This is a genomic window from Sphingobium sp. AS12 (assembly GCF_019097845.1).
In the GTDB taxonomy this organism is placed as follows: Bacteria; Pseudomonadota; Alphaproteobacteria; order Sphingomonadales; family Sphingomonadaceae; genus Sphingobium.
This window is the reverse complement of sequence record NZ_JAHRGM010000035.1, coordinates 101,213-127,221: the sequence shown is the minus strand read 5'-3', so window position 1 is coordinate 127,221 and position 26,009 is coordinate 101,213. Positions and strand designations below refer to the sequence as shown.

30 protein-coding genes are annotated in these 26,009 nt (G+C 64.4%); 16 read left to right on the top strand and 14 right to left on the bottom strand.

Annotated features, from left to right (window positions below):
• Positions 1-52 precede the first annotated feature (52 nt).
• The 6 genes from KRZ98_RS13830 (at position 53) to KRZ98_RS13805 (ending at position 6,658) form a co-directional block, all read left to right on the top strand.
• Positions 53-595 (top strand): rhodanese-like domain-containing protein, encoded by a 543-nt coding sequence (locus KRZ98_RS13830; RefSeq protein WP_217674065.1) that lies wholly within the window; start codon positions 53-55, stop codon positions 593-595.
• Positions 596-673: 78 nt separating this feature from the next.
• A complete protein-coding gene (locus KRZ98_RS13825) occupies positions 674-1,132 on the top strand; it encodes a pseudoazurin (protein ID WP_217674064.1) in 459 nt (152 codons plus the stop codon).
• Between the two features lie 75 nt (positions 1,133-1,207).
• On the top strand, positions 1,208-2,728 hold the full coding sequence (gene adh, locus KRZ98_RS13820) for an aldehyde dehydrogenase (RefSeq protein WP_217674063.1): 1,521 nt from the start codon (positions 1,208-1,210) through the stop codon (positions 2,726-2,728).
• 156 nt (positions 2,729-2,884) lie between these two features.
• Positions 2,885-3,235: a DUF779 domain-containing protein gene (locus KRZ98_RS13815; RefSeq protein ID WP_254798497.1), complete on the top strand. Its 351-nt coding sequence runs from the start codon at positions 2,885-2,887 to the stop codon at positions 3,233-3,235.
• Positions 3,236-3,299: 64 nt separating this feature from the next.
• Positions 3,300-4,442: an FIST N-terminal domain-containing protein gene (locus tag KRZ98_RS13810; protein ID WP_217674062.1), complete on the top strand. Its 1,143-nt coding sequence runs from the start codon at positions 3,300-3,302 to the stop codon at positions 4,440-4,442.
• A complete protein-coding gene (locus KRZ98_RS13805; protein ID WP_217674061.1) occupies positions 4,439-6,658 on the top strand; it encodes a NahK/ErcS family hybrid sensor histidine kinase/response regulator in 2,220 nt (739 codons plus the stop codon). The genes KRZ98_RS13810 and KRZ98_RS13805 overlap by 4 nt, the downstream gene beginning before the upstream one ends.
• Positions 6,659-6,675: 17 nt before the next feature.
• Here KRZ98_RS13805 and KRZ98_RS13800 read toward each other — a convergent pair whose 3' ends face one another.
• The 4 genes from KRZ98_RS13800 to pedF all read right to left on the bottom strand — a co-directional run bounded on the left by KRZ98_RS13800 (position 6,676) and on the right by pedF (position 10,598).
• Entirely contained in the window at positions 6,676-7,458 is a 783-nt protein-coding gene (locus KRZ98_RS13800; protein WP_217674060.1) for a response regulator transcription factor, read from the bottom strand.
• Positions 7,459-7,471: 13 nt separating this feature from the next.
• On the bottom strand, positions 7,472-9,214 hold the full coding sequence (locus KRZ98_RS13795) for a methanol/ethanol family PQQ-dependent dehydrogenase (RefSeq protein ID WP_217674059.1): 1,743 nt from the start codon (positions 9,212-9,214) through the stop codon (positions 7,472-7,474).
• Positions 9,215-9,313: 99 nt separating this feature from the next.
• A complete protein-coding gene (locus KRZ98_RS13790; protein ID WP_217674058.1) occupies positions 9,314-10,183 on the bottom strand; it encodes an ABC transporter substrate-binding protein in 870 nt (289 codons plus the stop codon).
• Positions 10,173-10,598: a cytochrome c-550 PedF gene (gene pedF / locus KRZ98_RS13785; protein ID WP_217674057.1), complete on the bottom strand. Its 426-nt coding sequence runs from the start codon at positions 10,596-10,598 to the stop codon at positions 10,173-10,175. The genes KRZ98_RS13790 and pedF overlap by 11 nt, the downstream gene beginning before the upstream one ends.
• A 142-nt stretch (positions 10,599-10,740) precedes the next feature.
• On the opposite strand from pedF, the gene KRZ98_RS13780 reads away from it, so the two are divergent.
• The 10 genes from KRZ98_RS13780 to KRZ98_RS13735 all read left to right on the top strand — a co-directional run bounded on the left by KRZ98_RS13780 (position 10,741) and on the right by KRZ98_RS13735 (position 18,228).
• The gene (locus KRZ98_RS13780; protein WP_217674056.1) at positions 10,741-11,706 is read left to right on the top strand and encodes a PQQ-dependent catabolism-associated beta-propeller protein; all 966 of its coding nucleotides are present in this window, start codon (positions 10,741-10,743) and stop codon (positions 11,704-11,706) included.
• A gap of 12 nt (positions 11,707-11,718) precedes the next feature.
• Complete coding sequence (locus tag KRZ98_RS13775) at positions 11,719-12,384, top strand: nicotinate-nucleotide adenylyltransferase (RefSeq protein WP_368389834.1); 666 nt, start codon at positions 11,719-11,721, stop codon at positions 12,382-12,384.
• 12 nt (positions 12,385-12,396) lie between these two features.
• The gene (gene rsfS / locus KRZ98_RS13770; protein ID WP_006962280.1) at positions 12,397-12,786 is read left to right on the top strand and encodes a ribosome silencing factor; all 390 of its coding nucleotides are present in this window, start codon (positions 12,397-12,399) and stop codon (positions 12,784-12,786) included.
• Positions 12,787-12,919: 133 nt separating this feature from the next.
• Positions 12,920-13,342: a 23S rRNA (pseudouridine(1915)-N(3))-methyltransferase RlmH gene (locus tag KRZ98_RS13765; protein WP_217674054.1), complete on the top strand. Its 423-nt coding sequence runs from the start codon at positions 12,920-12,922 to the stop codon at positions 13,340-13,342.
• A gap of 22 nt (positions 13,343-13,364) precedes the next feature.
• Positions 13,365-14,582: a murein hydrolase activator EnvC gene (locus KRZ98_RS13760; RefSeq protein ID WP_217674393.1), complete on the top strand. Its 1,218-nt coding sequence runs from the start codon at positions 13,365-13,367 to the stop codon at positions 14,580-14,582.
• Positions 14,583-14,703: 121 nt separating this feature from the next.
• Positions 14,704-16,050: a S41 family peptidase gene (locus KRZ98_RS13755; protein ID WP_119743568.1), complete on the top strand. Its 1,347-nt coding sequence runs from the start codon at positions 14,704-14,706 to the stop codon at positions 16,048-16,050.
• A gap of 101 nt (positions 16,051-16,151) precedes the next feature.
• Entirely contained in the window at positions 16,152-16,637 is a 486-nt protein-coding gene (locus KRZ98_RS13750) for a disulfide bond formation protein B (RefSeq protein ID WP_217674053.1), read from the top strand.
• Positions 16,634-17,188, top strand: coding sequence for a demethoxyubiquinone hydroxylase family protein (locus KRZ98_RS13745; RefSeq protein WP_217674052.1), 555 nt, complete (start codon positions 16,634-16,636; stop codon positions 17,186-17,188). Before KRZ98_RS13750 ends, KRZ98_RS13745 begins: the two co-directional genes overlap by 4 nt.
• Positions 17,189-17,201: 13 nt before the next feature.
• Positions 17,202-17,738 carry a hypothetical protein gene (locus KRZ98_RS13740; protein ID WP_217674051.1) on the top strand — a complete coding sequence of 179 codons (537 nt, stop codon included), beginning with the start codon at positions 17,202-17,204 and terminating at the stop codon, positions 17,736-17,738.
• A gap of 73 nt (positions 17,739-17,811) precedes the next feature.
• On the top strand, positions 17,812-18,228 hold the full coding sequence (locus KRZ98_RS13735; protein WP_119743564.1) for a hypothetical protein: 417 nt from the start codon (positions 17,812-17,814) through the stop codon (positions 18,226-18,228).
• A gap of 249 nt (positions 18,229-18,477) precedes the next feature.
• Here the strand turns inward: KRZ98_RS13735 and KRZ98_RS13730 are convergent, their stop codons facing one another.
• From KRZ98_RS13730 to KRZ98_RS13685, 10 genes are all read right to left on the bottom strand, one after another.
• Entirely contained in the window at positions 18,478-19,284 is an 807-nt protein-coding gene (locus KRZ98_RS13730; protein ID WP_217674050.1) for an SDR family NAD(P)-dependent oxidoreductase, read from the bottom strand.
• Positions 19,285-19,368: 84 nt separating this feature from the next.
• A complete protein-coding gene (locus KRZ98_RS13725; protein ID WP_217674049.1) occupies positions 19,369-19,728 on the bottom strand; it encodes an iron-sulfur cluster assembly accessory protein in 360 nt (119 codons plus the stop codon).
• The gene (locus KRZ98_RS13720; protein WP_217674392.1) at positions 19,728-20,180 is read right to left on the bottom strand and encodes an SUF system Fe-S cluster assembly protein; all 453 of its coding nucleotides are present in this window, start codon (positions 20,178-20,180) and stop codon (positions 19,728-19,730) included. Before KRZ98_RS13720 ends, KRZ98_RS13725 begins: the two co-directional genes overlap by 1 nt.
• On the bottom strand, positions 20,180-21,466 hold the full coding sequence (locus KRZ98_RS13715) for an aminotransferase class V-fold PLP-dependent enzyme (protein ID WP_254798420.1): 1,287 nt from the start codon (positions 21,464-21,466) through the stop codon (positions 20,180-20,182). Before KRZ98_RS13715 ends, KRZ98_RS13720 begins: the two co-directional genes overlap by 1 nt.
• A complete protein-coding gene (locus KRZ98_RS13710) occupies positions 21,463-22,215 on the bottom strand; it encodes a SufD family Fe-S cluster assembly protein (protein WP_217674048.1) in 753 nt (250 codons plus the stop codon). Before KRZ98_RS13710 ends, KRZ98_RS13715 begins: the two co-directional genes overlap by 4 nt.
• 128 nt (positions 22,216-22,343) lie before the next feature.
• Positions 22,344-23,102, bottom strand: coding sequence for a Fe-S cluster assembly ATPase SufC (gene sufC / locus KRZ98_RS13705; RefSeq protein ID WP_217674390.1), 759 nt, complete (start codon positions 23,100-23,102; stop codon positions 22,344-22,346).
• A 3-nt stretch (positions 23,103-23,105) separates the two neighbouring features.
• Positions 23,106-23,561, bottom strand: a complete 456-nt coding sequence (locus KRZ98_RS13700; RefSeq protein WP_217674047.1) for a hypothetical protein — start codon at positions 23,559-23,561, stop codon at positions 23,106-23,108.
• A complete protein-coding gene (locus KRZ98_RS13695) occupies positions 23,558-23,959 on the bottom strand; it encodes an endonuclease domain-containing protein (protein WP_302849117.1) in 402 nt (133 codons plus the stop codon). Before KRZ98_RS13695 ends, KRZ98_RS13700 begins: the two co-directional genes overlap by 4 nt.
• A gap of 98 nt (positions 23,960-24,057) precedes the next feature.
• Positions 24,058-25,545, bottom strand: coding sequence for a Fe-S cluster assembly protein SufB (gene sufB / locus KRZ98_RS13690; protein WP_217674045.1), 1,488 nt, complete (start codon positions 25,543-25,545; stop codon positions 24,058-24,060).
• Positions 25,542-25,952 (bottom strand): Rrf2 family transcriptional regulator, encoded by a 411-nt coding sequence (locus tag KRZ98_RS13685; protein ID WP_017183592.1) that lies wholly within the window; start codon positions 25,950-25,952, stop codon positions 25,542-25,544. Before KRZ98_RS13685 ends, sufB begins: the two co-directional genes overlap by 4 nt.
• Positions 25,953-26,009 lie beyond the last annotated feature (57 nt).

Here is a 26,009-nt window from a genome sequence, read left to right as displayed (position 1 = left end):
CCGCGCGCGACGCGCTACCATTGGTCCTTGGGTCATGGGCCAGGAGACGATCATGCGCCGCTTCATCATAGCCGCCTTGCTGCTGGCGTCGCCGAGCCTGGCGCAGGAGTCGTTGTTCGATGCCGAAGGCTATCGCATCGCGCATTATCGCGCGCCGGTGCGACAGCCGCCCGCCGGGGTCGGGCGAATCGCACCAGCGGCGGCGGCGCAATTGATGTCCAACCGGGACGCCATATTTATCGACGTCCTGCCCGCTGAAGGTGGCCATCGCGCGCCGGATGGCCGCTGGCGGCTGGCGTCCGCCCATGTATCCATCCCCGGCGCGCACTGGTTCCCCGAAGCAGGGCGCGGCCAGCCCGATCCTGTCATTGCGCAAGCCTTTGCCAAGGGCATGGCCCGGCTGACCGGGCGAAAGCGCGGGCAGATGCTGATCCTTTTTTGCCGCGCCGATTGCTGGATGGGCTGGAATGCCGCCAGAAGGCTGCGCGCGATGGGCTATAGCAACATCTGGTGGCTGGCGGAGGGAACCGATGGCTGGCGCGACCTTGGCCTGCCGCTCGCCCCGGTTCAGCCCGATGGCGGCATCGCCCCATAGGACCAAAGGCCCATTGTGCGCCGTCACGCTCCAGCGGCACTCTCCTCTCAATCCAGCGGCCACGAGCCGTGCGATTCCATGGAGAGTGATGTGATCGACCTGCGCCTGTCTGGTGGCCTTGCCGCTGCCGCCCTGCTCCTCTCGCCGCTGCCCGCCGCGGCGAAGGAATTTGTCGTCCATATGAAGAATCAGGGTGCCGACGGGGCGATGGTGTTCGAGCCGTCCTTCGTGAAGGCAGCGCCCGGAGACACGATCCGTTTCAAGCCGAGCGACCCCAGCCATAATGCCGAGACGATGGCCAATATGCTGCCCGCAGGCGCGACGCCCGTAAAGGGTGTGGTGAACAAGGAGATGGTCCTAACCGTCGCCAAGCCGGGCCTCTATGGCATCAAATGTATGCCCCATTATTCGATGGGCATGGTCGCGCTGGTGCAGGTGGGCAAGGTGTCCGCCGCCGAACTGACCGCGGCCAAGGCGGTCAAGCTGCCGCCCTTTGCCGCCAAGCGCATGACGGCGGCGCTTGCCAAAGTGAAATAGACCCAAGGTGCAATGGCCCGGCCCCGGTCGCCGCGCCATGCTTTCAGCCAATTTCGACAATATAGGAGTAGGGCAATGCTGCAGCAGGCGATGGAGCGGTTCACCGGCAAGACGCTGATCCGTGACCAATATGACAATTATATCGGCGGCCAGTGGGTCGCGCCGGTCAAGGGCGGCTATTTCGAGAATATCTCTCCCGTGACGGGGCAAGTCGTCGGCACGATCGCGCGCGGTACGGCTGAGGATATCGAGCTGGCGCTGGATGCCGCGCACAAGGCGAAGGATGGCTGGGGCAAAACGTCCTCGACCGACCGGTCGAACATCCTGCTCAAGATCGCCGACCGGATGGAAGCGAACCTCGATCTGATCGCGATGGCCGAGACGATCGACAATGGCAAGCCGATCCGCGAGACGACCCATGCCGACATTCCCCTCGCCATCGACCATTTCCGCTATTTCGCCGGTTGCGTCCGCGCGCAGGAAGGGTCGATCAGCGAGATTGATCATGACACGATCGCCTATCATTTTCACGAACCGCTGGGCGTGGTCGGCCAGATCATCCCGTGGAATTTCCCGATCCTGATGGCTGTGTGGAAGCTGGCACCGGCGCTGGCCGCGGGCAATTGCATCGTCCTGAAACCCGCCGAGCAGACGCCGATGTCGATCCTGGTGCTGCTGGACATTATCGGCGACCTGCTGCCGCCCGGCGTGCTGAACGTCGTCAACGGCTTTGGCGTGGAGGCGGGCAAGCCGCTGGCCAGCAACAAGCGGATCAGCAAGATCGCCTTCACCGGCGAAACGACGACCGGCCGCCTGATCATGCAATATGCGTCGGAAAATCTGATTCCCGTCACGCTGGAGCTGGGCGGCAAATCGCCCAACATCTTCTTTGCCGACGTGATGGATGCGGATGACGATTATTTCGACAAATGCCTGGAAGGCTTTGCAATGTTCGCGCTCAATCAGGGCGAAGTCTGCACCTGCCCCAGCCGGGCGCTGATCCAGGAGTCGATCTACGAAAAGTTCATCGAACGCGCGATTGCGCGGGTGAAGGCGATCAAGCAGGGCAGCCCGCTCGACCCGGCCACCATGATCGGCGCGCAGGCGTCGAACGACCAGCTGGAAAAGATCCTCTCCTATATCGAGATCGGTCTGGCCGAAGGGGCTGAACTGCTGACCGGCGGCGCGCGCGCCCATCTGGATGGCGAACTGAGCGAGGGCTATTATGTCACCCCGACGGTCCTGAAGGGCCACAACGCGATGCGCATCTTTCAGGAAGAGATTTTCGGCCCGGTACTGGCCGTCACCACCTTCAAGGATGAAGCCGAAGCGCTCGCCATTGCCAATGACACGCTCTATGGGCTGGGTGCTGGCGTGTGGACCCGCGACGGCAGCCGCGCCTATCGCATGGGCCGGGGCATTCACGCCGGTCGCGTCTGGACCAACTGTTACCACGCCTATCCCGCCCATGCGGCATTTGGCGGGTTCAAACAGTCGGGCATTGGTCGCGAGAATCACAAGATGATGTTGGATCATTATCAGCAGACCAAGAATCTGCTGGTCAGCTATAGCCCAAAGGCGCTGGGCTTTTTCTAACGGGTCGCACCGAAGGCGCTTGCCTCTCCCCTTCGAGCGCCTTCGTCCCCGGCGGGCGTCCTTTGGGGACGTCCGCCCCATTTTTTGATGGAAGGCCTGGCTGTGACGACACCGCTTCCGCCCCGTATATTGGCGACCGACGCAGCGCTGGCGCTGATGGCGCAATTGGCTGCGAAGCACGGGCCGTTAATGTTCCACCAGTCGGGCGGCTGTTGCGATGGTTCCGCGCCGATGTGCTTCCCTCGCGGCGAGTTCAGGGTCGGCGCGCAGGACGTCCTGCTGGGCCATGTGGCGGGCGATGTTCCCGTATGGATCGGCGCGGCCCAGTTCGACTATTGGCGTCATACGCAGGTGACGATCGACATGGTGCCCGGACGGGGCGCGGGCATGTCGTTGGAAGGCCCCGAAGGGGTGCGCTTCATCGTCCGGTCCCGTATCTTTACCGACAGCGAAAACGCGCTGCTGGAGGCGGCGGGCGATCCGCCGCGGGGCAACGCCATCGACTGACGTGACAAATGCGCAGCACAGTGCATAACCCCTGAAAAAGGGGGATGCGATGGGAGAGAGCAAGATGAGCATGGAGGCGGCGGATATTGTCTTTGCGTCGAGCCACATGCCTGATCCGGCCGACGCGATGGCGCAGGTCGCCGGCGCGCTGGGCGATGCGCCGCTCGCCGGGATGCTGCTCTTTTGCTCGCACCGTTTCGACCGCGATGCGCTGGCCCGCGCCGTCAACCGCCATGGCGAACAGGTCATCGCCATCGGTTGCACCAGTTCGGGCGAACTGACCGAGGCAGGCTATGATGAGGATAGTCTGAGCGTCATCGGCTTTCCTGCCGCCAGCTTCCATATGGTGTCCCATTGTTTCGATGATATCGACGCCTTTGATCCCACAGCCGCGCGGGAAGCCGTCCGGTCACTCGCGGCGGTGGCCGAGCGCGACAGCCGCCATCTGGGTGATCGGGTCAATCATGTCGCGCTGTTCCTGGTCGATGGCCTGTCCCATCGCGAGGAATTGCTAACGATGACGATCCAGGATGCGCTGGGCGACGTGCCGCTGATCGGCGGATCGTCGGGTGACGGGCTGGATTTCCGCGAAACCGCGATCTTGCATGGTGGCCGATTCCATCACCGCGCCGCCGTGATCGCCATCCTCTCAACCCCCCGGCCGCTCCATGTGTTCAAGGGGCAGCATTACCGACCCGGCGCGGCTAAGATGGTGGTGACCGGCGCGATCCCGCAGGACCGTATCGTCACCGAAATCAACGCCGAACCCGCCGCGCAGGAATATCTGCGGCTGGCGGGCCATGCCGGCGAAGCGCTGGGCCTGGCCTTTTACGCCGCCCATCCGCCGATGGTGCGGGCGGGCGGCGACTATCATGTCCGGTCGATCCAGAGCGCGAACCAGGACGGCAGCCTGACCTTCTACTGCGCGATCGACGAGGGCATCGTGCTGACCGTGGGAGAGCCGGTGGAGCGCATCGCAGGGATGGAGGCGATGTTCGCCGACATCGCCGCCCATGTCGGCACGGTGGACCGGATCATCGCGTTCGATTGCGTGCTGAACCGGATCGACGCCGAACAGCGGCAGATCAGCCGGGCCGTGTCTGAACTGTACGGCCGCCATCGCGTCATCGGATTTAATACCTATGGTGAGCAATATCATGCGCTGCACGTCAACCAGACCTTCAGCGGGCTAGCGATCGGGCGATGAGCGTTTCGCCTAAACCCGACAGCGAGCTGGACATGTTGCGGGAAGAAAACCGCAAGCTGCGCAAGATCAATGCCGCGCTGATCGACCGGGTCGAACGGTCGAGCGACATGGCCGGCAACGCCTTTTCGATGTTCGAGACCGCGATTACGCTGGAAGCGATGGTGCGGGAGCGGACGGGTGAGCTGGAGGATGCGCTTGGTCGTCTGGCCACCGCCAACGCCGATCTGGCGCAGGCCCATGCCAGCGCCGACGCGGCGCAGACCCGGCTGCGCGACGCGATCGATTCGATCAATGAGGGGTTCGTCCTGTTCGATGCGGAGGACAGGCTGGTCCTGTTCAACGAGGCCTATCTGGGTTTCTGGCCCGAAATTGCCGATCAGGTCCGCGAAGGGCTGGCCTTTGACGAACTGGCGCGCCTGGCCGCCGCGCATCACCGCACGCCCGGATCGCTGGTCGCCCCCGACCGTTGGGTGTCCGACCGGCTGGCCCGCCACAGCGTCGCCGATGGTGGCCATGTCCAGGCGCTGGCTGACGGACGCTGGGTCCAGATCAACGAACTGCGCACCAGCGAAGGCGGCATCGTCGGCATCTATACCGACATTACCGAGGTCAAAGCGCAGGACGCGCGCAACCGGGCGCTGGAACTGGCCGAGCGCAACCTGATCCTGCAATCGACGCTCGATAATCTGTCCGAAGGCGTGTGCCTGTTCGACGCGCAGGGCCGGGTCGCGGCGTGGAACGAGGCGCTCCAGCATCTGCTCGATCTACCCGGCGACTGGGCGCAGGAGGGCGGTAGCCATGGCGCGCTGGTGCGCTGGTGCCGCGACCGGCTGGGCATGGCCGATGGCGGCTGCCTCGACTGGCGCGGCGACCGGCCGGGGGGCGAGCCGCTGCACGCGCTGGTCCATGCGGGGACACGCAGTTTCGAACTGCGCAGCACCGCGCTGGAACGCGGCGGACAGGTGATCGGCTTTACCGACGTCACCGCCATGGTGCGCGCGCAGGCGGGTTTGCAGGAAACAGCCGAGACGCTGGAGCGCCGGGTCGCCGAGCGCACCGCAGAACTGGAGAGCGAAATCGCCGAACGGCGGGCGATCGAGGCGCAGTTGCGTGACGCCAAGACGGCGGCGGAAAAGGCGAACCTGTCCAAGACCAGCTTTCTGGCCGCCGCCAGCCACGACCTGCTCCAGCCCTTGAACGCCGCCCGGCTGTTCGTTGCGGCGCTGGGCGACCGGCGGCTGGCGCTGCCGACCCGCGCGCTGGTCAACCAGACATCGACCGCGCTCGATTCGGTCGAGAATCTGCTGGAGGCGCTGCTGGAGATCAGCCGCCTGGACGCAGGCGCGATCCAGCCGGAGATTGGCGATTTCCGGCTCGACCGACTGCTCGACACGCTGCGCGTCGAATTTGCGCCGATGGCGCGGGCGGGCGGGCTGGAGCTGGCGATCACCAGCGAACCGGTCTGGGTGCGCTCCGACATCAGGCTTCTGCGGCGTATCCTGCAAAATTTCCTGTCCAACGCGCTGCGCTATACCCAGCAGGGGTCGGTGCGGGTGGAATGCACAAGCGGACCCGATGGCGTGCGCATCAGCGTGGTGGACAGCGGCCCCGGCATTGCGCTCGACAAGCAGGCATTGGTATTCGAGGAGTTTCGGCGGCTCGACACCCGCACCAGCGGCAAAGGGCTGGGGCTGGCAATCGTCAAGCGGGCGAGCGACATGCTGGGCCACCCGATTACGCTCGATTCAGCGCCCGGTCGCGGATCGACCTTTGCGATCAGCCTGCCAGCGGGCGAGCCGGTGGCCGATCCCGACGGCGAGCCGGACATAGTCGGGCGTGATCGCACCATGCGCGGCCTTAACGTGCTGGTGATCGACAATGAACGGGCGATCCAGACCGGCATGACGACCCTGCTGGCAGGCTGGGGCTGTACGGTGCAGGCGGGGGGCGGCTTTGCCGATGCGACCGCGCTGTTCGGCGACGACGCGAAGCCCGACATCATCCTGATCGACTATCATCTGAACGACGGTGAGACCGGCGACCATGTGATCGACCGGCTGCGCGCCCATTTTGGCGGGCCAGTGCCCGCGGTCATGATTTCGGCCGATCGCGGCAAGGATCTGAAGGTCCGGCTCGACGCGTGCGGCATTCCGCTGCTGAGCAAGCCGGTGAAGCCTGCGCAGTTGCGCGCGCTGCTGCGGACAATGTTGAAATAGACCGCCTGTCGCGCTGGTCAGTCGGCGCGGAAATGCACCCGGTTCGCCTTGATCACCGCCTGGGTGCGGCTCAGCACGCCCAGTTTCTGGAGGATCGCCGACACATGCGCCTTGATCGTGGTCATCGACACGTTGAGGTCGTGGGCGATCTGCTTGTTGAGGCGACCGTTGACCAGATGGCCCAGCACGGTTTTCTGCTGCGGCGTCAGGCTGTCGATCCGGCGGGTGATGTCATCTTCGTCGGCGGAAGGCGCGGCGCCCTCGCCCATGGTTTCGGGCAGGTAGATTTCGCCCGACACCACGCGGTGCAGGGCATCGACGATAGCGCTACGCTTCAAGGATTTGGGGATGAACCCCGCCGCGCCTGCGGCCAGCGCCTCCTGCACGATCGCGCGGTCAAACGCGCCCGACACCATCACCACCGGCAGGATCGGAAAACGATCACGCAGCAGCTTGAGGCCGTCGAGCCGCCGCACGTCCGGTATGTGGAGGTCGAGCAGGATGAGATCGAAATTATCTTGTTTTTCCAGTGTGTTGATAGCTTCTTCAAGGCTGGCAGCCTCGAATATCTCGATATTGTCAAAGCTGATCGCGATCACGCTGCGTAACCCGTCGCGCACCAGCGGATGATCATCGACGATCAGCACCCGCTCCATGATCGCTTCGCCGCCCATATATTGGCCCATATCCTGCCCCCGGCCCGAATGATCGGCCAAGTCATGGGACGTGGCAAGCCGCAATATAGCTGGCGGCGGTGCCGGAGTATGCGTTGCATAGCTGCCGCGTCCCATGACAATCATGACCGTAACTCCCTTATTTCGGCAGCTTGAACACCCAGAGCGCGCCGCCCTGATTGATGTCCTTGAATGATTTGGCGACTTCGCCGCCCCACAAAGGCACAGCGCCGCCCCAGCCGGACATGACGGCGACATATTGTTCGCCATCCTGTTCCCAGGTGACCGGCGATCCGACCACGCCTGACCCGGTCTGGAATTTCCAGAGTTCCTGGCCGGTCTTGGCGTCGAATGCCTTGAGGAAGCCTTCGGGTGTGCCGGTAAATACCAGATTGCCGCCAGTGGTCAGCACCCCGCCCCAGAGCGGTGCTTTGTTCTTATATTCCCACATGATCTTGCCGGTCTTGGGGTCCATCGCCCGCAACGCACCGATATGATCGTCGGCGATCGACTTGATGGTGAAGCCAGCGCCGAGATAGGCCGCGCCCTTCTTGTAGGCGATCGGTTCGTTCCAGATGTCCATGCCCCAGTCGTTGGACGGGATGTAGAAGAGGCCGGTGTCCTGACTGTAGGCCATCGGCATCCAGTTCTTGCCGCCTAGGAAGGATGGCGAGGCGAATACCGGCTTGCCCTTGGCATCGCCGGGTGCTGGCGGGCGACCTTCGACGATATAGTTGGGCTTGCCATTCTTGTTGAAGCCATTGGCCCAGGTCGTCTGCATCACGAATTTATGCGCGCCGATGAACTTGCCGTTGGTGCGGTCCAGCACGAAGAAATAGCCGTTGCGGTCGGCCTTGGCCCCCAGCTTCATCGGCTTGCCGTTGATCGTGGCATCGAACGGGATGAATTCATTGACACCGTCGAAGTCCCAACCGTCATGCGGCGTGGTCTGATAATGCCATTTGATGACGCCGGTGGCCGGATCGATCGCCAGCGTGGAGGCGGTGTAGAGATTGTCGCCGGGACGCAGATGGCTGTTCCAGGGGGCCGGGTTGCCGGTGCCGAAGAAGAGCAGGTTGGTGTCGGGATCATAGGTGCCGCCCAGCCAGGTCGCGCCGCCGCCGCTCTTCCACAAATCGCCCTGCCAGGTCGCGTTGAGCTTGCCGGTAATTCCGTTATCCTTGCCCTTGAGCGTGCCCATATGGCCCTCGATCACCGGGCGGTGCCAGATCAGCTCGCCGGTGTTGACATCGCGCGCATCGACCGCGCCGACGACGCCGAATTCGCCGCCCGAATTGCCGGTGATGACCATGCCGTTGACGATCAGCGGTGCGGCGGTCGCGCTATAGCCTTCCTTATAGTCGGCAATCTGCTTGTTCCAGATCACCTTGCCCGTGTTGCGGTTGAGCGCCACCAGCCGGGCGTCGAGCGTCGCAAAGATGATCTTGTCGCCATAGATCGCCGCGCCCCGGTTGACCACGTCGCAGCAGGGCATGATCCCGTCAGGCAGGCGAGCGTCATATTGCCATTTTTCCTCGCCCGTGCGCGCGTCGAAGGCGAACAGGCGCGAATAGCTGCCGGTCACATAGATGGTGCCGTCATAGACGATCGGCTGCGCTTCCTGTCCGCGCTGCTTTTCGCCGCCCAGCGAGGCGGAGAAGGCTGGCACCATTTTGGCGACATTGCCGCTGTTGATGGCATTCAAGCTGCTGAAACGGTGCGCCTGCGGTCCCATGCCATAGGTCAGCACATCGCCGGTCGATTTGGCGTCGTTCATCAGATCCGCATCGGTCGGCCCGCCCTGTGCAACCAGCGGCGCGGCCCCCATCGCCAGCGTGATCGCCGCGACGCCCGACAGCGCCCGCATGATCGGTCCCTTCATAACCATCCTCCCTGTGTGTTCGGGCGCATTGGACGCCCCCGGTTTATGTGCAGACTATGCCGCTGCGGCAGCGCGACAATTGAACCTTAGGTCGGACCCTCAGCCCGCAGCGTTGGCCGGGGTCCAGTCGACGCCGTGGCGCGCGAACAGCGCCTTCATCTCGCCACTCGCCGCCATGGCGGTGACGATCTCTTCCACCGCATCGCCCAGCGTGCGGCTATTTTCCTTTACCGCCATGCCGATGTCCCAGCCGGGCGAGGTGAAGGCGGGCAGCGGTCCCTTGCGCAAGGTAACGCGGCCAGCCCCCGCGCGGTACAGCCCATGTTCGATCTGTGCGCGGCTCGCCAGGACAGCGTCCGCCTGCCCAGCCGTCACCGCCGCAACCGCCGCCGATCCGGTCGGATAATGGACGACGTCCTTGGCCAATATGCCGCCGAACGAGCCGATGAGATAAAAGTCGGGGATGGAGTCCAGTTCGGCGGCGAGCTTGTGGCCGCGCCACTCCGTCGGCATCCCTTCCAGCGCCACCGCGCCGCCGACACCGGCCAGCGCAAAGCTTTCGCGATAATAGGGCGCGACGATCGCGACCTGATCGTTGCGGGCCGCGAAGCTGCGGTCGAAGGGGACATGCAGCATCAGGTCGCCAGGCATGAAGCCCAGCAGCCCGCCCTTCCACACGCCATTGCGCAGGTCGTCATCGACGCTTTCGTCCGCGACCAGTTGCGCCACATCGGCGCGCACGCCCAGCTTGGCCGCAATCGCCTGTGCCAGATCGGCGTCCAGGCCGACGATCTTGCCGCCTTCCGCCCACGACCAGGGGCGGTTGTCCTGATAGACCACCACCCGCAATGTGCCGAGCGCCTTGACCTTGGCCAGCGGGGCTGCGCCGCCGTGGCCTGCCGCCAGCGCGAGCGCCGCGCCTGCTCCGCCGATCAGAGCGCGGCGGCTGAGCGTCGCCCTATCCCTCATGTTTGGTTTCAAGCCAGGCGCGGATCGCCCAGCCCGCCTTCTGACCCAGCACGTCGCCAAAGGGTGGCATATAGACCTTGCCGTCATGGCTCGACCCGTGGCGATAGCGTTCGGCAAACCATTGGTCGCCCGATTCGCCTGCCTCCAGATAGCGCAGGTCTGGCGCGATGCCGCCGCTTTCGGCGTCGAGGCCGTGGCAGCGCGCGCAATTCTGGCCATAGGCCGACTGGCCGATCTCGATCGCCTTGGCATTGCCGCTATAGGGGTTTTTTTCGAGCCAGGCCTCGCCGATTTCGGGCAGCGCGGTCGTGTCGACTGCCTGTGGCGTGACATCGCCATGTGCCAGCAGCGCGCTCGCCCCGGTCATGCCCAAAGTGGCGATGGCACCCAGCAGCGCGATCCGTCCCAATTTCATATGCCTCATCCTCTCAAGCGGATTCTCGTTGGCTCGGAATATCGGACAAGGCGGTCGCGCAGCCCATTGGCCATTGGTACAATCCCGCTCACGCCCGGCGACCGATAGGATGGCCGACAAAGAGGCGAGAGGATCAGGGTTTATGAAGCGCATCGGCATCGCCGTCTGGGCCGTCTGGCTGGCGCTGCCGGTCGCGGCGCAGGGGGAAACCCTCTATGTCTCCAACGAGCGGGGCGACAGTGTGTCGGTGGTCGATACGCTGTCGGGCCAGGTGACGGCGACATGGGCCGTGGGCGGTCGTCCGCGCGGAATCACCCTGTCGAAGGATGGCCGCTACATCTATCTGTGCGCCAGCGCTGATCATGCGGTGCAGGTGATCGACCGCGTCACGGGCAGGCTGGTCGCCGAATTGCCGTCGGGGCAGGACCCGGAGCAATTCTTCCTCTCGCGCGACGGCGCGACCCTGTTCGTCGCGAATGAGGATGATGCCGCGCTGACCGCCATTGACCTGGCCAGCCGCACCGTCGCCTTTCAGGTCGATGTGGGCGGCGAGCCGGAGGGGGTGGCGCAAAGCCCGGACGGACAATGGGTGGCAGTGACATCCGAGGAGGATGGAGTCGTCAACTGGATCGATGTCGCCAAGCACGCCATGGTGGCCGAAACGCCGACCGACCAGCGCCCCCGCCATGTCGAATTTACCGCCGACGGCGCGCAATTATGGGTCGCGGCGGAAATTGGCGGCACGGTCCAGATTATCGACACGAAAAGCCGTGCGGTGATCGAGACGATCCGTTTTGCGATTCCGGGTGTCGCGCCGCACCGCATCCTGCCGTGCGGCATCCGCTTCACGCCCGATGGCAGGACCGCCATCGTCGCGCTGGGCCGGGCCGATCATGTCGCGCTGGTCGATGTCGCGACCCGCACCGTCCGCGCCTATGTGCCGGTGGGCAAGCGGGTGTGGCATGTCGCAGTCAGCGGCGATGGTGCCAAAGCCTATGCCGCCAACGGGCTGTCCGATTCGGTATCCGTGATCGACCTGGCCAGCGCGCAGGTTGTGGCGACCATCGCAGTCGGGGCCGCACCCTGGGGGATCGTGACGGCACCCTGACCTCAGGCCAAGATTGCGGCGCGGTGCGCCAGATGGCATGGCGGGATGATGACACGCATCGGCCTGCTCGGCGGCTCCTTCAACCCGGCCCATGGCGGGCATCGCGCCATCTCGCTGTTTGCGGCCAAGGCGCTGGGGCTGGATGAAGTCTGGTGGCTGGTGTCGCCGGGCAATCCGTTGAAGCCCCGCGCAGGCATGGCCCCCCTGCCCGCCCGGCTTGCCCATGCGCGCAAAGTCGCGCGCCGCGCCCCGATTCGCGCCACCGCGATCGAGACGCAACTGGGCACGCGCTACACCGCCGATACGCTGCGCGCGCTGACCCGTCGCTACAGGTGCAATCGCTTCATCTGGTTGATGGGGGCCGATAATCTGGCGCAATTTGCCCAGTGGAAGGACTGGCGCGGCATCGCCCGGCAAATGCCCATTGCCGTGATCGCCCGTCCGGGCTATGATGACGCCGCCCGTGGCTCTGTGGCCATGAGCTGGCTGCGGCGCTTCGTCCTGCCCGCTTGCCAGAAAGCAGGCTGGACGAATTGGAGACCGCCGGCGCTCGTGCTATTGCGCTTTCGCCCTGATCCAAGATCGGCGACCCTGTTTCGGCAGGCGAACCCCCTCTGGCATCGCGAATATGAACAAGCACGTGTGCGGGACCCGCTCACGCGTCGGCTGATCGTCTAGAATGGAGCTTTTTTGACCAGACCCCTTATTGCCAACGATACGGCCGCAGCGGCCGATAGCGTGGCTGCCCTGCACGCCCTCGTCATGCAGTCGCTCGACGACGACCAGGCCCAGGAAACCATTTCCATCCCCCTCGAAGGCAAGAGCAGCATCGCCGATTATATGGTGATTGCGAGCGGTCGTTCGTCGCGTCAGGTCGCGGCGATCGCCCAGCATCTGGCCGAGCGGGTCAAAAAAGGCACAGGTCGTTCATGCCGCATCGAAGGGTTGCCGGTCGCCGACTGGGTGCTGATCGACGCGGGCGACGTGATCGTCCATCTGTTCCGGCCCGAAGTGCGCAGCTTCTACAATCTGGAACGGATGTGGGGCTTTGTCGACGCACCCGTCGCGGGAACGGCGTAAGGAAATCACAATCCGTTCGTCCTGAGTAGCCGCTGAGCCTGTCGAAGTGGCGTATCGAAGGATTGCGCCACATGCTTCGATACGGGCCTTCGACTTCGCTCAGTCCCTACTCAGCACGAACGGGGTATATGCCATGCTCCTCCACATCATCGCGCGCGGGAAGATCGGGCGGTCGCCCGAAGCCGATCTGGTCGACCGCTATGTCAAGCGGCTGACCATGCCGCACAAGATTACCGAAATGCCCGATCGGGGCGGCAAGCTGCCCCCGCAGGCGTCCGGCACCGTCACGGTGATGCTGGACGAAAAGGGCAAGCAGCTATCCTCCATGGACTTTGCCCGGCGGATCGAAGGCTGGCGCGACGCGGGGACGCGCGAGTGTCGTTTCCTGATCGGCGCGGCGGACGGGTTCGATGACGCCGACCGGGCGAATGCGGACCTGCTGATCGCCTTTGGCGCCATGACCTGGCCACACATGATGGCGCGCGCGATGCTGGCCGAACAATTGTGGCGGGCCTGCTCCATCCTTGCCAACCACCCCTATCATCGCGAAGGATAGCCCGGTGAAGCGGGCCAGGATCATGATAGCGATGGTAGCGGGCCTTGGAGCCTTGGCCGCATCCCGCCTGCCCGCCGCCGATGACGGGGCGATCATCCTGCCAGGCACCGCCGGAACCACATTGCAGCAGGAACAGGCCGCGCTGAAGGCAGCACGTCGCCAGTCGGACGAAGCGCGCGATCGATCCGTCCGGCTCGACCAGCAGGCAGGGGCCGCGCGGGACGAGGCGGAACAGGCGCGCAGGCGCGCCGCCGCCATGGCCGCGCGCATCCAGCAGGCCGAAGCCGACATAGAAGGCGCGCAGGCGCGTATTGCCATCGTCGCGCGGATGCAGCGGGCGCAGGCGGCGCGGCTGGCGGCTAAGCAGGAGCCGGTGGTGCGGCTCACCGCCGCGCTCCAGATGATGGCGCGTCGCCCGCTGGCGCTGACGCTGGTCCAGCCCGGTTCGGTCACCGATGCGGTCCACATGCGCGCGGTGCTGGGCCAGGTGCTACCAGTGATCCGCCAGCGCACGGCGGGGCTGCGCGCGGAACTGGAGCGCAGCCGGGCGCTGCGCGCGACGGCGCAACAGGCCGCGGACGCGCTGGCCCGCAGCCAGCAACAGCGCAAGGAACGGCAGGCGCAGCTCGCCGCACTGGAGACGCAGAAGCGGGTCGCCGCGCGCGACTATCGTACCAATGCGGGGTTGGAGAGCGAACGCGCGCTGGCGCTGGGCGAACGGGCGCGCGACATTGTCGACCTGATGGACCGGCTGGAGGAAGCGGGCGACCTGCGCGAGCAGCTGGCTGCCCTGCCCGGCCCGCTGCTGCGCCCCGCCCGGCCCGACCAGACCGGCGCTCCCGCCCCGGAACGCACGGTCGCGCTGAGCGGCCCGCCACCCTATCGCCTGCCGGTGGTCGGCCAGCTCGTCACGGGCATGGGCGAGGTGAATGATGGCGGCGTGCGGTCGCGGGGGCTGACGCTGGTGACGCAGGCTGGCGCGCAGGCCGTCGCGCCGACTGCCGGACGAATCGCCTTTGCCGGGCCGTATCGCGGCTATGGGCAGATATTGATCATCGACCATGGCCAAGGCTGGACCACGCTGATCACCGGCCTGCACCGCGTCACCGCGCAAGTGGGCGACAGCGTGCGGCAGGGCGATCCCGTCGCGATCACCGGTCCGGGGCGCCCGACCATCACGATAGAATTGCGCCGTAACGGGCGGCCGGTGGATATCGTGCCGCTAGTGGGACTTGGGTGAGAATCACCCGCCCATTAACCCGACGCTCATCGAACCTGCGCAACATTGGTCGAAGCGCGCTTTTGCGTCGGGACGCGAATCGGCTTATGATGGGTCGCAGATGCCGGAATCAAGGACAGCCATGAAATCTACCTTCCTCCAGGGCGCGCTTGCGCTTGGGGCGCTTGCGCTCATTCCCGCCACCACGGCCGCGCTCGCCGACGGGGAGGCATCGAGCTACAAGGCGCTCGACGAATTTATGGACGTGTTCCAGAAGGTCCGCAGCGACTATGTCGAGAAGGTCGACGATGAAAAGCTGATCAAGGGCGCGATCGACGGGATGCTGGCCAGTCTCGATCCGCACAGCAGCTTCCTGGACGCGCGCGATTTCCAGAATCTGCGCACCCAGACGGAGGGCAGCTATGGCGGCCTGGGCCTGTCGGTCACGCAGGAGGATGGCGCGGTCAAGGTGATTGCGCCGACGCAGGATACGCCAGCCTGGCGCGCGGGGATCAAGGCGGGCGACTATATCACCCATATTGACGGGCAGCTCATCTACGGCGGCACGCTGGACGAGGCAGTCGACAAGATGCGCGGCGCGCCCGGCACTTCGCTCAAGCTGACCATCGTGCGGTCGGGCCGGGACAAGCCGATCGACCTGACGCTGACCCGCGAGATCATTCAATTGAAGCCCGTGAAGTGGGAAGTGAAGAACGGGATCGGCGTCATCAACATCGTCAGCTTCTCGGCCAATACCGGAGCCGACGTGCGGCAGGCGATCCGCAGCATCGACAAGTCGCTCGGCCACAAGCCGACCGGCTATGTGCTGGACCTGCGGTCCAACCCCGGCGGCCTGCTGGATGAAGCCGTGTCGGTCAGCGACGCATTTCTGGAGCGTGGCGAGATCGTGTCGCAGCGTGGCCGGGCCAAGGGCGATGTCGAACGCTATTATGCCAAGCCAGGCGACGACGCTAAGGGTCTGCCGGTGATCGTGCTGGTGGACGCGGGATCGGCGTCGGCGTCGGAAATCGTCGCGGGTGCGTTGCAGGACCAGCATCGCGCGCTGGTGATGGGCGAACGCAGCTTCGGCAAGGGCAGCGTGCAGACGATGTTGCCGCTGTCCAACACGACCGCGCTCAAGCTGACGACTGCACGCTATTATACGCCGTCGGGCCGCAGCGTGCAGGAAGGCGGCATCCAGCCCGACATCCGCGTTCCGCAACTGTCCGACCCGGATTATAAGAACCGTCCCAAATATCGCGAAAGCGACCTGCGCCGCCATTTGATCAACGAGATCAAGACCGACGACAAGTCGTTGGAAGAGGATGCCAAGGACGATCCGCGCTTCGCCATGTCGGCCGAGGAACTGAAGAAGAAGGGCGTGGAGGATTTCCAGCTCGACTATGCGCTCAAGACGATTTCCCGCCTGGCCAGCACCCCCGGCGCAACCATCGCGCAGGCGGCGGCACGGAAGCCGGGGGCGAAGTAAGGAGCTCCTGGCACTATGTTTTCCCGCGCAGGCGGGAACATGGTGCATCCCTCCCGCAAGTTCAGCATGACGAAAGGTGCCGGGGGGTTTAAGCGAGGGTGATGAGCAAACTTCCCCTCGCTCGCGCGCTGGCGCTGTTGATTCCCGTCGTGCTGCTGGGCGGCGCCTATGTGTCGCAATATGTGGGCGGGCTACATCCGTGCGAAATGTGCTGGTGGCAGCGTTACCCGCATATGGCGGCGATCGGGCTCGCGCTGCTGGCCTTTGCGGCGAAGGGCAACCGCCGCACCAGCGCGATGTTCACGACGCTGGCGGCGATCGCCATCGCGGTGAGCGGCGGCATCGGCCTGTTCCATGCCGGGGTTGAATATGGCTGGTGGGAAGGGCTGACCGCCTGCTCCACATCGCCGACCGGGGGCAGCGCAGCCGACATATTGACCCAGATCATGGCGACTCCGATCACGCGTTGCGACGTTGTGCCCTGGAGCCTGCTGGGCATTTCGCTGGCGGGCTATAACGGCCTCTTGTCGGTGGGTGGTGCGCTCGCCATCTTGATGCTGCTGGCACGCAAAGGACGCAACGCATGAGCGCAACCCAGGATTTCCCTCGCCCCGGTCGCCGCAGCGAGCCCGCCGACCGTGCCTCCATGCTGCGGGTCGATCAGGCCGGCGAATTTGGCGCGACCCGCATCTATGCCGGGCAACTGGCAGTGATGGGTGATCGGCATCCTGATGCGCGCATCATTGCCGGCATGGCCGCGCAGGAGGAACGCCACCGCCAGACGTTCGACGCGATGATCGCGCGACGCGGCGTGCGCCCGACCGCGCTGGCGCCGATCTGGAATGTCGCAGGCTTTGCGCTGGGCGCGGTGACGGCGGCGATGGGTCCCAAGGCGGCGATGGCCTGCACTGCCGCGATCGAGACCGAGATCGATCACCATTATGGCGAACAATTAGTGCAATTGGGCAACGACGACCCGGAACTCTCCACCGCCATTGCGGATTTTCAGGCAGAGGAAGTCGAGCATCGCGACGCTGCGCTGGCGCATGGTGCGCAGCAGGCCCCTGCCTACCCCCTCTTGTCGGGCGCCATCCGTTTGGGATGCCGGGCCGCCATCGCGCTGTCGAAGCGCATTTGAAAAGGACCGACGGATGACCAAGACCCCGATGATCGCCGCGCTGTTGCTGATGGGCGCTGCCATGCCCGCACTGGCGCAGCCGTCGAGCGCGCCTACCGCTGTCGCCGCGCCGACGACGGAGAAGGTCAACCTGGTCATCGTCTATGGCGACGATGCCTGCCCGCAAAGCCAGGGCGACGACATCGTCGTGTGCGCGCGCAAGGGCGAGGCGGAACGCTATCGCATACCCGAACCACTGCGCGGCGACCCCAATGAACCCAGCAAGCAGGCCTGGGGCGAACGGGTGCGGTCGATGGAATATGTCGGCCGGTCCGGCACTGAAAGCTGCTCGCCGGTTGGCGGCGGCGGCGCGACCGGCTGCTTCGCGCAGCTTGCACGGCTGGCCAAGGCGGAGCGGCAGGCGCTCGACAATGCCAGCTGGAAGGATCTGGTCGAGGCCGAGCGGGGCAAGCGCCTGTCCACGATCGACGCCGACAGCGACGCGATCGAAGCGCGGGTCGTGGCGGAGGAAAAAGCCAAGGCGGGGGCGGTACCCGCCTCGCAACCCTGACGGGTCCGGGCGCCGGGCGGCGTCTGGATCACGACTCCCCGCCTTTGGGCAAGGCGGGAACTGGCAGGGGCGAATGAAGGATTTTCCGGTGATGCGTCTGTCGATGTCCATGGCCCTGATCGCGGCGACGCTGGTGCCGGTTATGCCCGCGTTGGCGCAGCCAGAACCGCCGCCGGAGCGCATCTTCAACCTGATCGTCTATGGCGATGATCCCTGCCCCAAGGGCAAGGATGACAGTGAGATCGTCGTGTGCGCGCGCAAGCCGGAATCCGAACGCTATCGCATTCCCAAGAAGCTGCGCGAGAAGCCGGCCGTGGCGGGTGGTCCCGGATGGGGCAGTCAGGTGGCGACGATGGAGCAGGTCCAGCGCCAGACATTGCCCGGCAGCTGTTCGGCGATCGGCAGCAACGGCTTTACCGGTTGCACCGCCCAGATGCTGCAACAATGGTTTGCCGAGCGGCGGATGCAGGAATCCAAGGGCGAACCCTGATCCGCTATCGGCCCACGCCGGGCTGATAGCGCTGCTTGGCCGCATTGACCTTGTCGATCAGGCTGGACAGGGATTGAGGCGCGGGCATCGCACGGCCGGGGTGGGACAGGTTGCTCATCCGCTGGCTGAGTATGCAAAATGCTTGGTCGATGCGATCCATCAGTCTGTCCCCGGACAAGTGATGGCCCGCTATCGCGGTCATGTGGTTAACAAGCTGTAATCGAGCGCAGCCCTTTGCGCCCAAACGAATCAGGCGTCCGCCGAGTGGCAGGCGGCCAGTCCCTGCGCATAGGTAGGGTAGCTTGGTGACCAGCCAAGCAGCCGTTTGGCGCGGCCATTGGCGACGCGGCGGTTCTCCGCATAAAAGGCCAACGCCATGGGGGACAGGGCAGCCTGTTCCAGTGTCAGCAGCGGCGGATGCGGCAAGCCCAGCATGTCGCAGGCTGCCTCTATCACGAGGTTTTGTGGACAGGGCAGATCGTCGGCCAGATTATAGACGCCCGGCGGCCCGTCGAACGAGGCGATGATGCCGGCGACGATGTCATCAACATGGACCCGGCTGAAAATCTGGTCGGGCAGGTCGATGCGATGCGCCTTGCCCGCACGCACCCGGTCGAGCGCTGACCGGCCCGGACCGTAGATGCCGGGCAGGCGGAAGCGACGGACATCGTCGCGGAGCACCCCCCAAGCGAGATCGGCGTCGGCGCGGGCAGTGCGGCGACCGGTGCCGACCGGGCTGGCTTCATCCACCCATGCTCCGCGTGCGTCACCATAGACGCCGGTGGAGGAGAGATAGCCGATCCAGCGCGCCGGGGCCGTGGCTATGACGGTGCCGTAGCGGGCCAGCACCGGGTCGGTGTCGCCTTCGGGCGGGACGGAGGAGAGGATATGGGTGGCGCTGGCGATGGCGGCGCGGACGCCGGTTTCGTCATCGAAAGCCAGCGTGGTCGCGCCGGCATGGCGGCGGGTGGCGGTGATGTGCCAGCCGTCGGCGCGTAGTCGGTTGGCCAGACGCGACGCGGTATAGCCAAGGCCAAAGATCAATAGATGAGGCACACATACCTCCGTTCGTTTCGAGCGAAGTCGAGAAACCTGTGCGCTACGTTTCTCGACTTCGCTCGAAACGAACGGCGGTAGAGATTAGACCGTAAAGCTCTCGCCGCAGCCGCAGGCGCCCTTGGCATTGGGGTTGGCGAACACAAACCCGGCGGTGAAATCATCCTCTACCCAGTCCATCGTCGATCCGACGAGATACAGCACCGAGGCGCCGTCAATGTAGAAGGTGCCGCCGGGGGTTTCGATTTTCTCGTCGAATTTCGCTTCTTCGCTGACATAATCGACCGAATAGGCGAGGCCCGAACAGCCGCGCTTGGGCGTCGACAGCTTGACGCCGATGGTCCCCTCTGGCGCGCTGGCCATCAGGTCGGCGATGCGCTGCTGCGCGCTCGGCGTCAGGATGACGGCAGCGGGGCGGGTGCGGGTCTTGGTCTCGGTCGTCATCAGAGCATCCCCAGTTCCAGCTTCGCCTCGTCGCTCATCTTGGCCGGGTCCCATGGCGGGTCCCAGACCAGATTGACCTGCGCGTCGCCGACGCCCGGCACTGCGCCGACGCGCAGTTCGACTTCGCCGGGCATGGATTCAGCGACCGGGCAATGCGGTGTGGTCAGCGTCATGGTGACGACAACATGATTGTCGGGCGATACATCGACGCCGTAGATCAGCCCCAGATCATAGATGTTGACCGGGATTTCGGGGTCGAAAATATCCTTGAGCGCGTCGATCACGCCGTCATAGACATTGCCGCCCGGCTCGCCCGCAGGGGTTTCAGCGGGCTTGGCGGCGAGGAAGCCGTCGAGATAGTCGCGCTGACGCGGTGCCTCCTCGACGCGCGCCTTGGGCGGGGCATCCACAGCCTCGACCTCTTCCACCATGATTTTGCGCTCTTCGCTCATCATCCAAAAATCTTTCTTACCCGCTCAAGTCCGCGCACCAGCGCGTCCACGTCACCCTGATCACTGTAAATGCCAAAGCTGGCCCGCGCGGTCGCTTCCACGCCCAGATGGCGCATCAGCGGCTGGGCGCAATGATGCCCGGCGCGGATCGCGACGCCCGCTTCGTCCAATATGGTGCCGACATCGTGCGGATGCACCCCCTCTACCTCGAAAGACAGGATGCCCGCGCTGTCGTCCGGCCCGAACAGGCGCACGCTGTTGATGTTTTCCAGCGCGGCGCGCGCCTGTGCCACCAGCGCACATTCATGCGCGTGGATCGCGTCCAGGCCGATCGCCTGCACATAATCGATCGCCGCCGACAGGCCGATCACGCCGCTGATATGCGGCGTTCCAGCCTCGAACCGGGTTGGCGCGGGGGCGTAGGTGGTTTTTTCGAAGGTCACCTTGTCGATCATCGATCCGCCGCCCTGATAGGGGGGCATGGCGTCGAGCAATTCGCCCCGCGCCCACAGCACGCCGATGCCGGTCGGGCCGTAAAGTTTATGCGCGGAAAAGACGTAGAAATCGCAATCGAGCGCAGCCACATCGACGGCGAGGCGCGGCACCGCCTGGCAGCCGTCGATCAATATCCGCGCGCCGACCATATGGGCGATGTCGGCGGCGCGGCGGCAATCCAGCACGCTGCCCAGCACGTTGGACACATGGGCGAGCGCGACCATGCGATGACGCGGCGTGATCATCGCGCGCATCGCGTCGAGATCGATCCGGCCATCGTCGGTCAGCGGCACGACGTCGATATGGGCGCCGACCTTTTCCGCCACCATCTGCCACGGCACGATATTGCTGTGATGTTCGAGGGTGGAAAGGAGGATGCGGTCGCCCGCCTTCAACTGCTCGCCCGCCCAGCATTGGGCGACGAGGTTGATCCCCTCGGTCGCGCCGCGGACATAGACGATCTCGCAGTCCGACTTGGCCCCGATGAAGTCGGCGACCTTGCGCCGGGCCGATTCATAGGCCAGCGTCATATTGGCCGAGCGCGCATAGACGCCGCGATGGACGGTCGCATAGTCCGGGCCATAGGCGCGGGCTATGGCGTCGATCACCGCCTGCGGCTTTTGCGCGGTGGCGGCGCTGTCGAGATAATGCCAGTCGAGGACGCCGGGGAAATCGGCGCGGAGTTTCAAAACACCGTTCGGGCTGAGCTTGTCGAAGCCTTGTTCTTCCTTGGAAGAAAAGGACGACCCTTCGACAGGCTCAGGGCGAACGGATGTTTGATCGTCGATCATACCATTGCCTCCAGCTTGGCGATGGCGGCGGCTTCCAGCGTCTCTCGCACCGCTTCGTCCGCCACGCTGTCGAACACGCCCGCCACGAAGGAGCGGAGCAGGAGTGTCTTGGCGGTTGCCGGGTCCATGCCGCGCGAGGCCATGTAGAAGAGCGCCGCCTTGTCCAGTTCGCCCACGGTTGCGCCGTGGGCGCATTTCACGTCGTCGGCGTAGATTTCCAGCTCCGGCTTGGCATTGGCGGTGGCGGTGCGGTCCAGCAGCATCGCCTTGACCGACTGAAAGGCGTCGGTGCGCTGCGCGTCGCGGGCGACCGCGATCTTGCCGAGATAGCTGCCGGTCGCGCGCTGCGACAGGATGGAGCGGATGGTCTGGCCGCTGGTCGCGTCGGGCTGCGCATGGGTGACGCTGGTGACGATTTCCAACGTCTGATCGCCGCTGCCCAATATTGCGCCGCCCAGTTCAAAATGGCTGCCCCGGCCCAGCGTCACATCGATGGTCACCCGGCCCAGCTTGCCGCCAATGTTGAGGACATGAAAATCGCAGCGCGCGCCATCGCCCACGGTCACGACATAATCATGCACCGCCGCCGCGCTGTCAGCGGCGTTCTGCAACAGATGATGGTGCGCGCTGTCGCCTGCCGCAACATCGATTCGCACCGGCGCGGGCAGCGGCCAGACGCTCTGGAGCGCCGAAAGGTCGCTATAGCGCCAGCTTTCATCGCTGCTTGTGGGTAAGTCCAACATGCTCATCGCTTTATTTTCAATGCCTTGCGGTTCAAACTCGTCCAAATTCGCCCATATGCGCGGTAGTATTTGTATAAGTTATTGTAAATTAAGTATATTATTCCATATCTCGCCGCGATAGGACAGATATTCCGTTATCCGACCACCTCGGCCCCAACCACATCAGAATAGCCCTCACGTTCCAGCTCCAGCGCCAGTTCGGGGCCACCCGACTTCACGATCCGCCCGCCAGCCAGCACGTGGACATAGTCCGGCTTCACATAGTCGAGCAGCCGCTGATAATGGGTGATGAGCAGCACGGCCTTGTCAGGCTTGCGCATGATCGCGTTGATGCCAGCGCCCACGATTTTCAGCGCGTCGATATCGAGGCCGGAGTCGGTTTCGTCGAGGATCGCCAGCTTGGGATCGAGGATGCCCATCTGCACCATTTCGGCCCGCTTCTTTTCGCCGCCCGAAAAGCCGACATTCACCGGGCGCTTCAACATATCCATGTCGAGGCCGAGCAAAGCGGCCTTTTCCTTGGCGAGGCGGATGAATTCGCCGCCATTGAGTTCCTTCTCGCCGCGCGCGCGCTTCTGCGAATTGAGGCTTTCGCGCAGGAATTGGAGGTTGGACACGCCGGGGATTTCGACCGGATATTGGAAGCCCAAGAAAAGCCCGGCGGCGGCGCGCTCATGCGGGTCCAGATCGAACAGGTCGGCGCCGTCGAACGTGGCGGTGCCGCCCGTCACCTCATAACCCGGCCGCCCGCCCAGCGTATAGGCCAGCGTCGATTTGCCCGCGCCGTTCGGCCCCATGATCGCGTGGATTTCGCCCGCGTTGATGGTGAGCGACAGGCCTTTCAGGATCGCCTTGCCGTCAATTTCGTTGGTGAGCGTGTCGATCGTCAGCATCATTTATCCTTCGTGCGCACGCTGGAGCGTGCGGGCGGTCCAGAAGGCCATGTCGCGCACATCGCCGGGGGCCGGGAACAGCGTGTCGATATGGCGCTTGATCGGCATATAGGGCCACCAGTCGGCGTCCTTTTCCGGCGGGCCTTTTTCGAGCAATGCGACCACGAACTCGCTGACCGGACCCATGCGGGCGAGGTTGGGGGCTTTTGCCTTGTGGAACGCCTTGTCCTTGCGCAGTTTCTCCGTCATCGCCGCGTCGGATTTTTCCAGCGCGTCGCGACTCTGCGCCTCGAACGCGTCGAGATCGCCGAAATCGGCGCGGGCGCGCGGTTCCAGCTCGCCCTCTTCCAGCTCATAATCCTCGGTCAGGATACGGATCGCGGCGGTCCATGACTGGCCATTGCCAACATCCTCCGCGAAATCCGCGAGAGCATCCTGAATATCGTCTTCGTCGCTCAAAATTCTGTTCCTTGAGAGGGAGAAAGCCCCTCCCCTTCAGGGGAGGGGTTGGGGTGGGGGTATGCCCAACGATCCGGCGCCTGTTCAAGCCGATGCAGGATCGTTTCGCACACCCCGTCAAGATTGCGGATCACATCTGCATTGCCGATATGCAGCACCGAAAGGCCAAGCCTGTTCAATGCTGCATCGCGCTTGAGGTCCGCCAAAATATCATGTGTGTCGCCATTCACTTCGATAACCAGACCCTTTTGCGGACAAAAGAAATCGGCAATGAACGGCCCTATAACTGATTGGCGACGGAATTTATGGCCACCGAGTTGGGAACGGGACAAGCGAGTCCATAAGCGTTTTTCCGGTTCGGTGGGATCACAACGCATGTCGTGAGCGAAGCCATCCAATTGAGCGAGGCGCTCAACCGATAGCCCCCACCCCCGGCCCCTCCCCTGAAGGGGAGGGGAGTTTAGGCGATGCGCCTGATCACGAGGCGTGAGCGACCTCACCCCACGCTGCCTTCCAGTGAAATGCCCAGCAGCTTCTGCGCCTCGACCGCGAACTCCATCGGCAGTTGTTGCAGCACTTCGCGGGCGAAGCCGTTGACGATCAGGCCGACGGCGCTTTCCTGATCCAGGCCGCGCTGCATGGCGTAGAAGAGCTGGTCGTCGCTGATCTTGCTCGTGGTCGCTTCATGTTCGATCTGCGCCGACGGATTGCGCACCTCGATATAGGGGACGGTGTGCGCGCCGCACTGGTCGCCCAGCAGCAGGCTGTCGCACTGGGTGAAGTTGCGCACCCCTTCCGCGCCCGGCGCGACGCGGACGAGGCCGCGATAGGTGTTGTTGCTGCGGCCTGCGCTGATCCCCTTCGACACGATGGTCGATCGGGTGTTCTTGCCGTTATGGATCATCTTGGTGCCGGTATCGGCCTGCTGCATATTGTTGGTCAGCGCGACCGAGTAGAATTCGCCGACGCTATTTTCGCCGTTCAGCACGCAGCTGGGATATTTCCAGGTGATGGCGGACCCGGTTTCGACCTGGGTCCAGCTGACCTTGCTGTTCCTGCCCTGGCACAAGGCGCGCTTGGTCACGAAGTTATAGATGCCGCCCTTGCCGTCCGCGTCACCGGGATACCAATTCTGGACGGTCGAATATTTGATTTCCGCATCATCGAGCGCAACCAGTTCCACCACGGCGGCGTGGAGCTGATTTTCGTCCCGCATGGGCGCGGTGCAGCCTTCGAGATAGGAGACATAGCTGCCTTCGTCCGCGACGATCAGGGTGCGTTCGAACTGGCCGGTATTTTCCGCGTTGATGCGGAAATAGGTGCTGAGTTCCATCGGGCAGCGGACGCCCTTGGGGATGTAAACGAACGTCCCGTCGGAAAAGACCGCGCAGTTCAGCGTGGCGAAGTAGTTGTCATGCATCGGCACGACCTTGCCCATCCATTTCTTCACCAGATCGGGATATTCGCGCACCGCTTCGCTGATCGAGCGGAAGATGACGCCGGCGTCCTCCAGCTCCTTGCGGAAAGTGGTGGCGACGGACACCGAGTCGAACACAGCGTCGACGGCGATGCGGCGGCTGCCTTTGACGCCGGCGAGCATCTCCTGCTCGGCGATGGGGATGCCCAGCTTCTTGTAGGTGGCGAGGATTTCCGGGTCGACCTGATCCAGGCTGTCCAGCTCTACCTTTTTCTTCGGCTCGGCGTAATAATAGGCGTCCTGATAGTCGATCGGCGGGACATTGAGCTTGGCCCAGTCGGGCGGCGTCATCGTCTGCCACATCGCAAAGGCCTTCAGCCGCCAGTCGAGCAGCCATTGCGGCTCGTTCTTCTTGGCCGAAATGAAGCGGACCGTATCCTCGTTCAGCCCCTTGGGCGCGAAATCCTGCTCAATGTCCGACGCCCAGCCATGTTCATAGGTGGACGCGCGGTCGGCGGCCTCCTGCGCCTCGGCATTGCGGGCTTCTCTGGTGGTTACGTCTGTCATGCCAATTCTCTCGTCAAACTCGCGATCGTCACCCCGGCCAGCGCCGAACGGATCGCCATGTTCGCCACATTCATGTGCGGGCGGATGCGGCAGTCCTGCTCCAGCGTGCAGTCATGCGCGCCAGTGTCGGCGCAGGCGGTCATGGCGATCGGTCCCTCGACCGCTTCCACCACGTCGGCCAGCGTGATCGTGGCGGGCGGGCGCGACAGGCGCACGCCGCCGCCAGTGCCTCTGCTCGATTCGAGGAGGCCCGCGGCGGACAGGCGGCTCACCAGCTTCTGCGCAGTCGGCAACGGGATGCCGGTTTCGGCGCTGAGCGTCGTCGCATTCATCTTGGCGGCACCACAATGGCGCGCGGCGGCCGACATCAGGACCACGGCATAGTCAGCGAAGCTGGACAATTTCATGCGCGTTGCGAACCATTCTCAAATCAGACCATATTCGTCTGATTGCGCATTTGGTCC